This is a genomic window from Amycolatopsis sp. DSM 110486 (assembly GCF_019468465.1).
Classification (GTDB): domain Bacteria; phylum Actinomycetota; class Actinomycetes; order Mycobacteriales; family Pseudonocardiaceae; genus Amycolatopsis.
Genome location: NZ_CP080519.1, coordinates 1,515,481 through 1,527,892, shown reverse-complemented (window position 1 = coordinate 1,527,892; position 12,412 = coordinate 1,515,481). Strand labels below are relative to the sequence as shown.

The following is a 12,412-nucleotide window of genomic DNA, read 5'->3' as shown; positions in this document are numbered from 1 at the left end:
AAACGCTTTCAACCCGGTGCGGCCGCGGGGCCGCCGGGGATCCGGAAGGGGTCGTCCGGCATGAACCGAGTTACCAAGGTGAGAGTCCTGGCCGCTGTCATGGCGGTTCTGGCGGGTGGGGTCGTCGCGGCGCCCGAGGCCGTCGCGGCTTACCGGCCACCCGTCGCGGCCACGCCACCGATGGGCTCGAGCAGCTGGAGTTCGCTGCGCACGGCCATCAACGAGCAGGCCATCGAAGCCCAGGCCAAGGTGATGCACGATTCGCTCGCGCGTTACGGCTACGACTACGTCAACATCGATGCCGGCTGGTCCGACCACGTCGACGAGTACGGCCGCAACGCCGCCAACGCCACCCGCTTCCCGAACGGCATCGCGGCCGTCGCGAAGTACGTGCACGGGCTAGGCCTGAAGTTCGGCATCTACCTCGTCCCCGGCGTCCCCGAAGCGGCGGTCGCCGCGAACTCGGCGATCAAGGGAACTCCGTACCACGTCGGCGATATCGCCGACCCGAGCGTGCCCGGCAACACAGCCGACGACGGGTCCGCACGCATCGACTTCAGCAAGCCCGGCGCCGACGCGTACGTTCGCTCGCAGGCCGACTTGCTCGCTTCCTGGGGTGTCGACTACATCAAGATGGACTTCGTCGGGCCCGGCGGCGGCAACGTCGTGGCGGACAACCGCCCGGACGTCCAGCACTGGCAGGCCGCTTTGCGCGCCACCGGTCGGCCGGTCCACTTGGAACTGTCCAATTCGCTCAGTTTCGCCGACGTCGACACGTGGCAGCGCTACAGCAACGGCTGGCGCATCGAGGGTGACATCGAGTGCTACAGCCATTGCGTCGGACTGACCAACTGGGACGTGCGGGTGAAGCAGCGGTTCACCGACGTGCCGAAGTGGGTGCCCCACGCCGGCCCCGGGCACTGGAACGACCTCGATTCCGTCGAGGTCGGCAACGGTGCCAGTGACGGGCTTTCCGCCGACGAGAAGCAGAGCGTGGTCACGCTGTGGTCCATCGAGGCCGCGCCGCTGCTGCTGGGCACGGACCTGACGAAGCTCGACCCGGCCGACCTCCCGCTCATCACCAACCGCGAGGTGATCGCCGTGGACCAGGCCGGCCGCCCCGCCCACCCGGTCTCGCAGGCGACGCCGCAGCAGACGTGGGTGAGCTCCGACGGCCACGGCGGCTACACCGTCGCGCTCTTCAACCTGGGCAGCACGTCCGCGACGGTCACCGCGAACTGGAGTGACCTCGGTGTCCGTGGGCCGGCGTTGGTCCGGGATCTCTGGGCCCACCGCGACCTGGGTGTCGCGCGAGGTTCTTTCTCGGCGACGTTGGCTCCGCACGCGTCGAGGTTGGTGAAGGTCGTGCCGTTCTGATCGGTGCCGGGTTCGGGCAGGATGGACGCCATGGGGGATCCTGAAGACAGTGTGACGGCGGCTGTGGTGGAGGCGATTGTCGGGCGGGCGCCGCGGGTCGCGGCCGCTGTTCCGGTGACGGCAGCGGCCGCGCTGGGGCGGTGGCGGCCGGACCGTCGCGTACGGCCCGGGATTCCGGATCCCGAGGCGATTCGGGCCCTGCGGGAACTGCCGGGGTGGCTGGTGGAACGCGTGCACGGGGCGTTGGAGCTGACCGTGCGCGCGTTGCCGCCGGTGGCGGGGGCGTCGGTGGGGCTGGGCAGCGGTGTTTCGGGCACGTTCGCCTTTGCCTCCGCGTCTACCGAGGCTGAGGCGTTGCGTGAGGCTCGCTTCTTCGAGGCGCGGTGGCCGGGTGCGGCCGAGGTGATCGCCGGCCTGGTGTCGCGGCTGGTCGGGGACGAGGCCGTCGCCGGGTTGCTGGGTGCCGATGCGGTGGGAGACGAAGAGGCCGTCGCCGCGGCGCACGGGGCGGCGTACCTCGCGGTGGCCGTGGTGGCGGCGGCCGCGGTGCTGGGCGACGCGGGGTGCGACAAGGTCGCGGCGCAGGTCGGGCTCGGGCTGGGCGTGGCGTCGGCTCTCCTGTCGAGCCGGAGCATGCCCGTGGTGTACGAGGAAGCGGTGCTCGCCGAGAAACGCGTCGAGTACCGGTTGCCGGCCTTCGGCTCCATGCAAGTGGCGGTGCGCGAGCACGTGTTCGCGCTGACCGAGGGATCGCTCCCCGAGCCTGGGGAATTCGCCGACAACGGACTGGTCGAAGTCGTCGACGGTGGGGTGCTCGTGCGGACCGGCCGGGAAACCGGGGTGCTGGAGGTCCGGATGCGGGTGCTCGCCGAACCGCCGGTGAAAATCGACACGCAGGGCTGGCACGAGGTCGTGGAGGTCAGCTGGCCGGCTCGCCGCGGCGACGCGACCTTCGAGGGACCGAAGCACTACAACCACCGCCGGATCGCGACGCCGCCGCGGCCGGGTGACCTGCGGGTGCGGGTGTTCGCCTACGGCCGCGACGACGTCGAGACCGAGACCTACGAGCTGGTCGTGTGGGAAGCGCCGCCGGCGCCGCCTGTGGTCCACGCGCGAGCCGACCGGCTGGGCCACAGGCTGCGCGGCGAGCCGGAGCCCGCGGTGGCCGACCTGCCCGAGGCGGCGTATCGGTGGATCCGCCAGAGCGCGCTGTCGGAGGCGGCCACCGTGACTGTGGTCGCCGGGTCGACGCTGCGGGAGGTGTTGCACGCGTTCGGCGCGGACATCCGGGAGCCGGAACCGATCGAAGACCTGCTCGACTCCGACCTCGAGTTCGGCCCGTGGGTAGCGGTGTCCGAAGTGGACGGAATCGTGCTGGCCGTCGAGGAGAACGGCTGTCGCGGCGTGCAGGGCGAGGTGCTGGCCGAACTGTCGCGGGGAGGGCGCGCCGCGAGCATGTTCTGGAACGTCAACGCCGTCACGAGGCTCTCCTTCGCCCGCGACGGCGAACTCCTCGCTTCGGACGAAATCGGCCGGCCGCTCGGCGCCGATCCGGAAGTGGCCGCCGCCGTCGAGGGGCTGGACTTCGACGACTGGTGGGACCGGTATGCGAAGGGCCTGGTGGCCGTCGAGCGGTTCACCGGCCGGGGGCTCACGGTGGACGACTTCGACGAGATCCAGGAGGCCGGCATGGGTTATCCCTTGGCGGACCGGTGACGGCCGGACGGGTCACGCCGCAGGGAAGGCGACACTGGAGGGCATGAACTTCGAAGCACTCCGTGCCTTCGTCGCGGTCGCGAAGGAGGGGCAGTTCCGGCTCGCGGCCGGGCGGCTGGGGATCAGCCAGCAGGCCGTGTCGAAGCGGGTGGCGGGGCTCGAGGGCGAGCTGGGTGTCGTGCTGTTCGAGCGGGTCGCGGCCGGGGCGTCGCTGACGGTGGACGGGCGGACGTTCCTGCCGCGCGCGAAGGCGGTGCTGAGTGCGGTGGCCGACGCGGTGGAGTCGGTGCAGCGCGAGACGCGGCCGTTGCGCGTGGACGTGCTGGGGCGGCGGCTGGCGGCCGCCGAGCTGTTCCGGGAGTTCCACCGCGAGCACCGCGAGGTGCCGATGGAGATGCTCACTTCCAGCGGCGCGGCCGAGACGTTGCGGGAGCTGCGCGCGGGCGCGGTCGACGCCGGGTTCACGTACCTGCGCGAGCCGCCGGACGGGCTGAAGCACGTGTACGCATACCTCGAGCCGTTGCAGATCGTGGTCGGGCCGGGGCACCCGCTGGCCGGACGGCGGGAGGTGCGCCTGGCCGAGGTCGCCGAGCACCGCGCGTGGGTGCCGGGGATCCGGCGCGGCAGCGAGTGGGAGGGCTTCTACGCGGAGCTGTCGGCGGAGTTCGGCGTGGACGTCGACCCGACCGGGCCGAACTTCGGGCTCGAAGCGCTGCTCGACACGCTGGCGGAGTCTCGCACGCTGTTCACGTTCGTCGGCGAGAAGATCCGCATCGCGTGGCCCGACCGGCACGATCTGCAGCGCATTCCGGTGGTCGAGCCGGTGCCGTGTTACCCGTGGTCACTGGTGTGGCGCCCGGGGACCGGTCACCGCGGGCTGGCCGAGCTGGTCGCGTTCGTGCGGCGCGGGTGGGCTAGCCCGGCCGGCGCGAACTGGGTGCCGGAGCACGTGCGCCGCGAGCTGGTCAGGGGCGCGCGATCATCGTGAAGCCGGTGCCGAACGGGTCCGTCACGGTCGCCATCCGCCCGTACGGCGTCCCCGCGACTGAAGCGACTTCGCCGCCTGCGTCGCGAACCTTGGCGGCTGAAGTGTCGGCCTCGGCTACTTCGAAGGTGGTGGCCCAGGCCGAGGCCGGGGCGTCGCGCAGGTTGAAGATGCCGCCGACCTCGTGGCCGTCGGGGCGGCGCAGGAAAGTGAAGTCGGCGTCGGGCAGGTCGTCGTTGCCGTCGAGCGTGAAGCCGAAGACGGTGCAGTAGAACTTGCGCGCGCCGGCCGCGGCAGGGGTGATGAGGTCGTTGCGCACGAGCGTGTCGGGCTCGTTGACCAGGCGCGCGCCGGGGAATGCGCGCCCTTGCCACAGACCGAATCGAGCGCCGGACGGGTCCGCGGCGAGGGCGGCGCGGCCGCGGTCCCCGACGTCGTGCGGTTCGCGCAGCAGCGTGCCGCCGGCCGCGGTGACGGCTTCGGCGGTGCCGGCGCAGTCGTCCGTCGCGAGGTGGACCTGCCAGCCGGGCGTGGGGTCGGCCGCGTGGTGCAGGCCGGCGACGGGGAGGCCGCGCAGCAGGCAGTCGCCGCCGTCGAAGTCCCAGCCGAAGACGGCGCCGTAGAAGGCCCGCGCGCGGTCGAGGTCGGGCACGGCCAGGTCGATCCAGGTCGGCGTGCCGAGCGGCTGGTTGGTCTCGACGGGGCTCATCGGAATCCTTTCGACGTCGTGGTTTCGAACGGTAGAACCCGCTCCGGTCAGTTTCCGGCCTGATTTGCCCGGTTCGCGGCTACCCTGTCGTCCTCGAAGCGGAAGGAGTCCCTCATGGCAGAGCTGGTGCGCACCGACGACGGGGTCGACCTCGTGCTGCGCCGCACGTTCGCGACGTCGCCCGAAGACGTGTGGGCCGACGTGACGCGGCCGCACCGCACGGCGTTGTGGTTCGGGCCGTGGGAAGGCGAGGGCGCACCCGGGAAGACGATCCGGGTGCAGCTGGCGTTCGAGGAAGGCAAGCCGTGGACCGACATGCGCATCGAAGCCTGTGAAGCGCCGCGGCGGCTGGCCTTGCTGGGCATGGAGGACGCCGGCGGGTGGCCGCTGGAACTGCTGGTGTCCGAAGTGGAGGACGGGACCGAGCTGCGCCTCGTGCACCACCTGACCGGCACCGACGGCATCGGCGAGATCGGGCCCGGCTGGGAGTACTACCTCGACCTGCTGGTCGCCGCGCGCGACGACACCCCCCGCCCGTCGTTCGACGACTACTACCCGGCGCTGAAGGAGTCGTTCGAGGCGTTGCGCGCGTAGTTCGGCGGACCAGACCCAGCATGTGGGATCGGGTGGCAGAACGCCTGGCCGCCGCCGCATTCTGGAGTGTCGCTCCGTCTACGAAATGGCAGGCAGGATGAGCTCGTCGCCGCTCGACAACCCGGTGTGGGCAGCGCTGACCGGACCGCACGCGCACTTGGCCGAGCAGAAGGGCCAGGTCCTGCGCTACCCCGCGGACGTCGCGCCGTTCGTGGCCCTGCCGGATCAGCCGGACGAGCACGTCTGGCGTGACGTCGCCGACCTCGCCGGGCCCGGAGCCACGGCCGTGATCGCCGGCGCGACGGGTCCCGCGCCCGCGGGCTGGACCGTGCTCGGGGAAACGCCGGGCGTGCAGCTCGAGGGCACCGGCCTGACGGTGGCGCCCGACGCGGAAGCCGTCCGCCTCACCGAAGCCGACGTGCCCGAGATGCTCGACCTCGTCGCCCGCACGCAGCCCGGCCCGTTCCTGCCGCGCACCATCTCCCTGGGCACCTACCTGGGCATCCGCCGCGACGGCGCCCTCATCGCGATGGCCGGCGAACGCTTCCACCCGCCGGGCTGGACGGAGATCAGCGCGGTCTGCACCGACCCGGCGGTCCGCGGCGAGGGTTTGGCGGCGCGGCTGATCCGCGCGGTCGCGGCGGGCATTCGTGAGCGCGGGGAGCTGCCGTTCCTGCACGCCGCCGCGTCGAACGTCGGCGCGATCCGGCTGTACGAGCACCTGGGCTTCCGGCTGAACCGGACGTTGGTGTTCCTCGCGGTGCAGGTGCCCGAAGCGGACAAGCGCTAGTTTCCGGCGACTGGCGAGAATCCGGTGGAACACGGCGATCCAGCCGGTTCCGGGCGGTGAAACGCGAGGTCTAGCGTCAGGGCCGTGAGCAAAGTCTTCCTGTCGATCCACGTGCTGGCGGCGATCCTCGCCGTCGGGCCCGTGGCCGTGGCCGCCAGTATGTTCCCCGCCGCGCTGAAGCGGGGTGATCGCTCGACGTTGGCGTTGCTGCACCGCATCTGCCGCGTGTACGCGTGGGTGTCGATCGCCGTGCCGGTGTTCGGCTTCGCCGTCGCGGGGACGATGAAGGTGACGGGCCAGACGTGGGTCCTCGTCTCGATCGCGCTGACGGCGGTGGCCGCGGTGGTGCTGCTGGTGTTCGTGCTGCCGGGTCAGCGGGCCGCGTTGGCGGGACCCTCGGGCGACGGTGCGGTGCCGGCCGAGTCTGCTGAGTCTTCGGTGGCGACCGCGCTGGACACCCGCGTCGCCGGGCGGCTGGCCATGACGACGGGGGTGTTCAACCTGCTGTGGGCTGTGGTCACGGTGCTGATGATCGTGCGGCCGGGTTCGTCTACCGGGGTGTGAGGCTCCCCAGTACGTCGGCGAGGTCCGCGGCGCGCACCAACGGGCCGACGTGGCCGGCGTCCAGCGAATGGACGTCGAACGGGTTGGCCGGCGTGAGCGCGTCGGCCTCCTCGATGAACCGGTCCTGCAACGCGAGCGGCAGGCTTTCGTCGCGGGTGAGCCGCACGTAGGTGTGGGGCACCCGGCCCCACGTGGCGGCGTCGGCCCGGTCGTTGCCGGCGTCGAGGGACTCGTCCGGGTCCATGCCGGAGAGGAACGACAGCAGCTCGGCGTCGGTCCCGTCGGCGAGCATCGCCTGTTTCAGGGCGGCGAGGTGCGCCGGGTCGGCGGACCGCCAGTTCATGCGGATCACGCCGAGCTGCGCGGGATCGCCGACCATGACCTTCGCCGCTTCGGCCAGCGCCGTCGACGCGTACGCCGGGTTCTGGAGGTAGCCGGCGGGGGTGTCATCCACGCAGCACCAGGCCGACACGTAGACGGTCCGGTCCACCAGCTCCGGCACGGCGTTGGCGACGCTCGTGACGGTGAGCCCGCCGCGGCTGTGCCCGACGAGGATCACCGGACCGTGGTCGTGCGCCTGCCGCACGACGTCCGTCACCGCCGCCACCACGTCGGCGTGGGTGACCTCCGCGAGTGGTGACGGCTCGGTGGCGAACTTCGCCAGGTCCTGCGCCTGGTACGCCGCCGAGAACCCGGCCGCGCCATGGCCGAGCAGGTCGACCGCGAGCGAGCGGTGGCCGCGCAGCGCGAGCTCGCGCTGCAGCACGGAGAAGCAGCGGCTGGTGGCGTTGGAACCGTGGACGAGGACGAAGGTGGGCGCCATCTCGGCGATTCTGCCCGAATCGGTCAGGTCGCCGTAGCGGTTTTGCTCGGTCCGCGGAGGATTTCAGGCCGCGGCGATGCTGCCTCCTCCGTCGACGCGCAGGGTCTGGCCGGTGATGAACCCCGCGTCCTCGGAGAGCAGGAAGCAGATGGCGTGGGCGATTTCCGCCGGACGCCCGAGCCGGCCGACCGGCAGCTTCTCCAGGAACCGGGCTTCGCCTTCGGAGCCGGCGGGGGTGCCACGACGGAACAGCTCGGTCTCCGTCGGCCCAGGCGCGACCGCGTTGACGGTGATGCCGCTGGTCCCGAGCTCCCCGGCCCAGATGGCGGTGGCGGTCTCGAGCGCCGCCTTCGAACCCGCGTACGTGGTGCGGTTCGCGGTGCCGAGCGTGACCATGCTGGTGACGTTCACGATCCGGCCGCGCCCGGCGGCGAGCATTCCGGGCAGCACGGCCTGGGTCACCTGCACCGCGGTGCGGAAGTTCAGGTCGTAGGCGTGGGCGACGTCGTCGAGGTCGATCGACCCGAGCGGCGCCAGCTTGGCGAAGCCGACGTTGTTCACCACCGCGTCGACGGGGCCTTCTGCGAGGACCTTCTCGAGCGTCGCGGCGGTGGCGTCGCGGTCGCCGAGGTCGACGGCGTGGAAGCTGCCGGGGAATTCGGCCGGCGCGGTGCGCGCCAGGCCGATCGGGTGGTGGCCCTCGGCGGCCAGCCGGTCGACGACCGTCCGGCCGATGCCCTTGGACGCCCCGGTGATCAGCACTCGCATGACTGGTGACTCCTCTTGTCTTGCTCGGTTGCACCATGACGGTAATGTTCTGGGTGAGCCGTGGGAAATGTCCTTCGCGTTATGGCGGCATGCCGCGGCGAATATGGCGGGAGGTCCTCGTGACGACGATGCAGCAGCTCAAAGTGCTCCTGGCCGTGGCCGACCACGGCGGCTTCACGGCCGCGGGCGAGCGCCTCGGGATGGCGCAGCCCGCGGTGAGCCGCTCGGTCGCCGCGCTGGAAGCCGAGCTCGGCGCACCGCTGCTCACCCGCCGGCGCACGGGCGTCACCCTCACCGAAGCCGGCGAACGCGCCGTCCGGCGAGCGCGCGAGGCCGTGCGCCAGGTCGATCTGCTGCGCGCGGAGGTCGCCGAGGTGGCCGGGCAGATCACCGGGACGCTGCGGATCGCCAGCCTGCCCACTGCCACGGGGACCCGGCTGCCCGCCGAGCTGCGGGCGTTCACCGAACGCCACCCGCTCGTCGCGGTGCGGCTCATCGAGGGCAGCGACGAGGAGGTGCGGGACTGGCTCGACCTGGGTGTCGCCGACGCCGCCGTGGTCACGCTGCCCGCGCCCGGCCTGCGGACGGTGCTGCTCGACAGCCACGAGATGTGCGCCGTGCTGCCCGCCGGTCATCGGCTGGCGGAGCGCGAGGCCGTGTCCTACGCGGATCTCGCCGAGGAGCCGTTCGTCCGCCCGACCGGCGGCTGCGCGCAGGTGTTCGCGGCGGCCGCGGAGCAAGCCGGAGTTCACCTGGAGGCGACGTTCGAGGCGCGCGAGATGTCGGCCGTGCTGGAGATGGTGCGGGCGCGGCTGGGCGTGAGCATCCTGCCGTCGGTCGGCGTGCCGCGTCTCGACGGCACCGTGCTGCGGCCGTTGGTGCCACGGACGCCGCGGACCGTCGCGGTGGCCGTGAGTGCGAGCGCGTCGCCGGCCGCACGGGCGTTCCTGGAGCAGCTCCAAACCGGAGCCGATCAGGGTTGATGTCCATTGTGGAGGGTCTCCGTTCAGATCGCCTTTAGGGGCGCTTAGGGGTCGTTGGGCGGCTTCCGGCCGGGCTAGCTTGGTGCGTCGGGGGACCCGGTCGGCGTGACCTCGTCCCGTTGTGACAGACGGAAAGGCGGTGGGACGACATGGTCGCCCACGCGGAAGACGCCTGGTTTCGGCGGTTCCACGCGGCGCCGGAGGCTCGGGAGCGGTTGGTGTGCCTGCCGCACGCGGGCGGGTCTGCCAGCTTCTACTTCCCGGTTTCGCGGGCGCTGGCGCCGGACGTCGAGGTGCTCGCCGTGCAGTACCCCGGGCGGCAGGACCGGCGGCACGAGCCGTTCCTGACCACGATCGACGCCATGGCCGACGCCGTCGCCGAGCTGTTGGGGGACAAGACGGACCGGCCGCTGGCGCTGTTCGGGCACAGCATGGGCGCGATGGTCGCCTACGAGGTGGCGCGGCGGCTGGAATCGGCGGGCGGCTCGGTGGACACGCTGTTCGTGTCCGGGCGGCGCGCGCCTTCGCGGCAGCGCGACGAGAGCGTGCACACGCGCACCGACGAAGGCGTGCTCGACGAGCTGCGCCGCCTGAGCGGGACCGAGATGGACCTGCTCGGCGACGAGGACGTCGTGCGCATGATCCTTCCCGTCGTGCGCAACGACTACCGTGCCGTGGAGACCTACCGGCACGTGCCGGGCACTCCGCTCGCCGCGCCGGTGGTCGCGTTCACCGGCACCGACGACCCGGTCGCGTCCGTGGCCGAGGTCCGCTCGTGGGCCGACCACACGGCGGCGGGCTTCGAGCTGGTGACGCTGCAGGGCGGGCACTTCTTCCTGACCCGCCACCAAGACGTGATTCTCCGGTATCTGGCTGATCGGCTCGTCGACAAGGGGCGTGTACATGTCTGAGGCACTGGCCGTAGAGGGAGCGTTCGGCAACCGGCTCGTGGAGCTGCGCGAGATCAAGGAGGCAGCTCGGCGCGGTCCCGACGACGCGGCCACCGTCCGGCAGCACGAGCGCGGCAAACTGACCGCTCACGAGCGCATCGAACTGCTGCTCGACCCCGGCAGCTTCACCGAGCTGGAGGCCCTGCGGCGCCACCGCGCGACGGGCTTCGGGCTCGAACACCGCCGGCCGTATTCGGACGGCGTGGTGTGCGGGTGGGGGACCGTGCACGGGCGCACGGTTTTCGTGTACGCGCACGACTTCCGCATCTTCGGCGGCGCGCTCGGCGAAGCGCACGCGCAGAAGATCCACAAGGTGATGGACCTCGCCGCGGCCGCGGGCGCGCCGCTCGTGTCGCTGAACGACGGCGCGGGCGCGCGGATCCAGGAGGGCGTGACCGCGCTCGCCGGCTACGGCGGCATCTTTCAGCGCAACACCCGCTGTTCGGGTGTGATCCCGCAGATCTCCGTGATGCTCGGCCCGTGCGCGGGCGGCGCGGCGTACTCGCCGGCCTTGACGGACTTCGTGTTCATGGTCCGCGAGACGTCGCAGATGTTCATCACCGGCCCCGACGTGGTGCAGGCCGTGACGGGCGAGGAGATCACGCAGAACGGCCTCGGCGGCGCCGACGTGCACGCCGGGACCTCGGGCGTGGCCGCGTTCGTGTACGACGACGAGCAGTCGTGCATCGAGGATGTGCGGTACCTGCTGTCCTTGTTGCCCGCCAACAACAACGAGGCCCCGCCGGTCGAGCCGACCACCGACCCGATCGACCGCCGCACGGACCGGCTGCTCGACCTCGTGCCGACCGACTCGGCCCGCGCCTACGACATGTGCGCCGTGATCGAGGAGATCGTGGACGACGGCGAGTTCCTCCAGGTGCACGCCGGCTGGGCGACGAACGTGGTGTGCGCCTTCGCCCGGCTCGACGGGCACGTGGTCGGCATCGTGGCCAATCAGCCGGCGACGCTCGCGGGCGTGCTCGACATCGAGGCCAGCGAGAAGGCCGCGCGGTTCGTGCAGACGTGCGACGCGTTCAACATCCCGCTCGTGACGCTGGTCGACGTGCCCGGCTTCCTGCCCGGCGTGGACCAGGAGCACGGCGGCATCATCCGGCACGGCGCCAAGCTGCTCTACGCCTACTGCAACGCCACGGTGCCGCGCGTGCAGCTCATCCTGCGCAAGGCCTACGGCGGCGCGTACATCGTGATGGACTCGCGCTCGATCGGCACCGACGTGTCGCTGGCGTGGCCGACGAACGAGATCGCCGTGATGGGCGCCGAGGGTGCGGCCAACGTGATCTTCCGCCGCGAGATCAAGGCGGCCGACGACCCGGAGACCGTCCGGCGGCTCAAGATCAAGGAGTATAAGACCGAGCTCATGCACCCGTACTACGCCGCCGAGCGCGGCCTGGTCGACGACGTGATCGAGCCCGCCCGGACGCGCGAGGTGCTGATCCGCGCGCTGACCATGCTGCGCACCAAACACGTCGACATCCCGGCGCGCAAGCACGGAAACCCGCCGGTGTGATGGGCACGCCGGTGGTGCGGGTCGTGCGGGGCAACCCGACGGACGAGGAGCTCGCGGCTTTGGTGGCTGTGCTGGCTGCGGTGCAGGCGCCGGCCGAGCCGGTGGCCGAGGTGACGGTGCCGCGGCCGCGCCGGCCGGTGCGATTCGTGCCGGCGACGAGTTGGCAAGGGGTGCGCTGAGAGCGGTGCTGGGAGCCGCATCTGTGCCACGAGGTGGTGGCGCGGGTGCGGCTTTTTCCTGTGCGGTGGATGGGTAAGTGCCCGCGGGTGCGGCTGTCTGGCGTGAGCGGAATGCGTGACGCGCGGGTGGTACGGGTGCGGCTGCCTTCTGCGACATGGATGGCTGAGCACTCGCGGTGGTCCTCTTTCGGCCGGGGCGCGTGGGCTCGCGACCTGGCGAGGGCGTGCCCAAGACGCCTCGCGGGTCAGGAGCAGGCATCAGCGCTGAGGGCAGCGCAGGTTTGCAGCTCAGTGCAACAAAAGCAGTACTGAGCCGCACCCGTCTTCGCGGGCGCACCGAAGCGAGGTGTGCTCTCCACAGCGTGGCGAGCACACCGTCCACAATGGTCGAGATCCGAACAGGGCCGGCAGGCGAAAGATCCATACCCCCAAGCTACCGACCCCAC

13 protein-coding genes are annotated in these 12,412 nt (G+C 71.6%); 10 read left to right on the top strand and 3 right to left on the bottom strand.

The features are described from left to right. Positions 1-60: 60 nt before the first annotated feature. The 3 genes from K1T34_RS07245 to K1T34_RS07235 are packed head-to-tail and all read left to right on the top strand — an operon-like array spanning position 61 to position 4,081. Complete coding sequence (locus tag K1T34_RS07245; RefSeq protein ID WP_220243510.1) at positions 61-1,377, top strand: glycoside hydrolase family 27 protein; 1,317 nt, start codon at positions 61-63, stop codon at positions 1,375-1,377. A gap of 30 nt (positions 1,378-1,407) precedes the next feature. Continuing rightward, positions 1,408-3,093 carry a DUF6461 domain-containing protein gene (locus K1T34_RS07240; protein WP_220243509.1) on the top strand — a complete coding sequence of 562 codons (1,686 nt, stop codon included), beginning with the start codon at positions 1,408-1,410 and terminating at the stop codon, positions 3,091-3,093. Between the two features lie 43 nt (positions 3,094-3,136). Next, entirely contained in the window at positions 3,137-4,081 is a 945-nt protein-coding gene (locus tag K1T34_RS07235) for a LysR family transcriptional regulator (RefSeq protein ID WP_220243508.1), read from the top strand. Here the strand turns inward: K1T34_RS07235 and K1T34_RS07230 are convergent. Further along, complete coding sequence (locus K1T34_RS07230) at positions 4,059-4,787, bottom strand: VOC family protein (RefSeq protein ID WP_220243507.1); 729 nt, start codon at positions 4,785-4,787, stop codon at positions 4,059-4,061. The genes K1T34_RS07235 and K1T34_RS07230 overlap by 23 nt on opposite strands. A gap of 114 nt (positions 4,788-4,901) precedes the next feature. Here K1T34_RS07230 and K1T34_RS07225 point away from each other — a divergent pair, with 114 nt between their 5' ends. From K1T34_RS07225 to K1T34_RS07215, 3 genes are all read left to right on the top strand, one after another. Further along, positions 4,902-5,381, top strand: a complete 480-nt coding sequence (locus tag K1T34_RS07225) for an SRPBCC family protein (protein WP_220243506.1) — start codon at positions 4,902-4,904, stop codon at positions 5,379-5,381. 85 nt (positions 5,382-5,466) lie between these two features. Continuing rightward, positions 5,467-6,171, top strand: a complete 705-nt coding sequence (locus tag K1T34_RS07220) for a GNAT family N-acetyltransferase (protein ID WP_255638375.1) — start codon at positions 5,467-5,469, stop codon at positions 6,169-6,171. Between the two features lie 84 nt (positions 6,172-6,255). Continuing rightward, positions 6,256-6,735: a hypothetical protein gene (locus K1T34_RS07215; protein ID WP_220243505.1), complete on the top strand. Its 480-nt coding sequence runs from the start codon at positions 6,256-6,258 to the stop codon at positions 6,733-6,735. Here the strand turns inward: K1T34_RS07215 and K1T34_RS07210 are convergent. Beyond that, positions 6,722-7,558: an alpha/beta fold hydrolase gene (locus tag K1T34_RS07210; RefSeq protein WP_220243504.1), complete on the bottom strand. Its 837-nt coding sequence runs from the start codon at positions 7,556-7,558 to the stop codon at positions 6,722-6,724. The two genes, K1T34_RS07215 and K1T34_RS07210, sit on opposite strands and share 14 nt — an antisense overlap. Positions 7,559-7,621: 63 nt before the next feature. Continuing rightward, complete coding sequence (locus K1T34_RS07205; RefSeq protein WP_220243503.1) at positions 7,622-8,326, bottom strand: SDR family oxidoreductase; 705 nt, start codon at positions 8,324-8,326, stop codon at positions 7,622-7,624. Positions 8,327-8,454: 128 nt separating this feature from the next. Here K1T34_RS07205 and K1T34_RS07200 point away from each other — a divergent pair, with 128 nt between their 5' ends. The 4 genes from K1T34_RS07200 (at position 8,455) to K1T34_RS07185 (ending at position 11,966) form a co-directional block, all read left to right on the top strand. Continuing rightward, positions 8,455-9,309, top strand: a complete 855-nt coding sequence (locus K1T34_RS07200; RefSeq protein ID WP_255638739.1) for a LysR family transcriptional regulator — start codon at positions 8,455-8,457, stop codon at positions 9,307-9,309. A 149-nt stretch (positions 9,310-9,458) separates the two neighbouring features. Beyond that, positions 9,459-10,220, top strand: a complete 762-nt coding sequence (locus tag K1T34_RS07195) for a thioesterase II family protein (protein WP_220243501.1) — start codon at positions 9,459-9,461, stop codon at positions 10,218-10,220. After that, positions 10,186-11,787 (top strand): acyl-CoA carboxylase subunit beta, encoded by a 1,602-nt coding sequence (locus K1T34_RS07190; RefSeq protein ID WP_220247044.1) that lies wholly within the window; start codon positions 10,186-10,188, stop codon positions 11,785-11,787. Before K1T34_RS07195 ends, K1T34_RS07190 begins: the two co-directional genes overlap by 35 nt. Beyond that, positions 11,787-11,966, top strand: coding sequence for an acyl-CoA carboxylase epsilon subunit (locus tag K1T34_RS07185; RefSeq protein ID WP_220243500.1), 180 nt, complete (start codon positions 11,787-11,789; stop codon positions 11,964-11,966). Before K1T34_RS07190 ends, K1T34_RS07185 begins: the two co-directional genes overlap by 1 nt. Positions 11,967-12,412: the final 446 nt, after the last annotated feature.

Excerpts from the sequence above, each read along its gene's own strand:
- K1T34_RS07245 (WP_220243510.1), top strand. The coding sequence starts at position 61 with ATGAACCGAGTTACCAAGGTGAGAGTCCTGGCCGCTGTCATGGCGGTT.
- K1T34_RS07240 (WP_220243509.1), top strand. The coding sequence starts at position 1,408 with ATGGGGGATCCTGAAGACAGTGTGACGGCGGCTGTGGTGGAGGCGATT.
- K1T34_RS07235 (WP_220243508.1), top strand. The coding sequence starts at position 3,137 with ATGAACTTCGAAGCACTCCGTGCCTTCGTCGCGGTCGCGAAGGAGGGG.
- K1T34_RS07230 (WP_220243507.1), bottom strand. The coding sequence starts at position 4,787 with ATGAGCCCCGTCGAGACCAACCAGCCGCTCGGCACGCCGACCTGGATC.
- K1T34_RS07225 (WP_220243506.1), top strand. The coding sequence starts at position 4,902 with ATGGCAGAGCTGGTGCGCACCGACGACGGGGTCGACCTCGTGCTGCGC.
- K1T34_RS07220 (WP_255638375.1), top strand. The coding sequence starts at position 5,467 with ATGGCAGGCAGGATGAGCTCGTCGCCGCTCGACAACCCGGTGTGGGCA.
- K1T34_RS07210 (WP_220243504.1), bottom strand. The coding sequence starts at position 7,558 with ATGGCGCCCACCTTCGTCCTCGTCCACGGTTCCAACGCCACCAGCCGC.
- K1T34_RS07205 (WP_220243503.1), bottom strand. The coding sequence starts at position 8,326 with ATGCGAGTGCTGATCACCGGGGCGTCCAAGGGCATCGGCCGGACGGTC.
- K1T34_RS07200 (WP_255638739.1), top strand. The coding sequence starts at position 8,455 with ATGCAGCAGCTCAAAGTGCTCCTGGCCGTGGCCGACCACGGCGGCTTC.
- K1T34_RS07195 (WP_220243501.1), top strand. The coding sequence starts at position 9,459 with ATGGTCGCCCACGCGGAAGACGCCTGGTTTCGGCGGTTCCACGCGGCG.
- K1T34_RS07185 (WP_220243500.1), top strand. The coding sequence starts at position 11,787 with ATGGGCACGCCGGTGGTGCGGGTCGTGCGGGGCAACCCGACGGACGAG.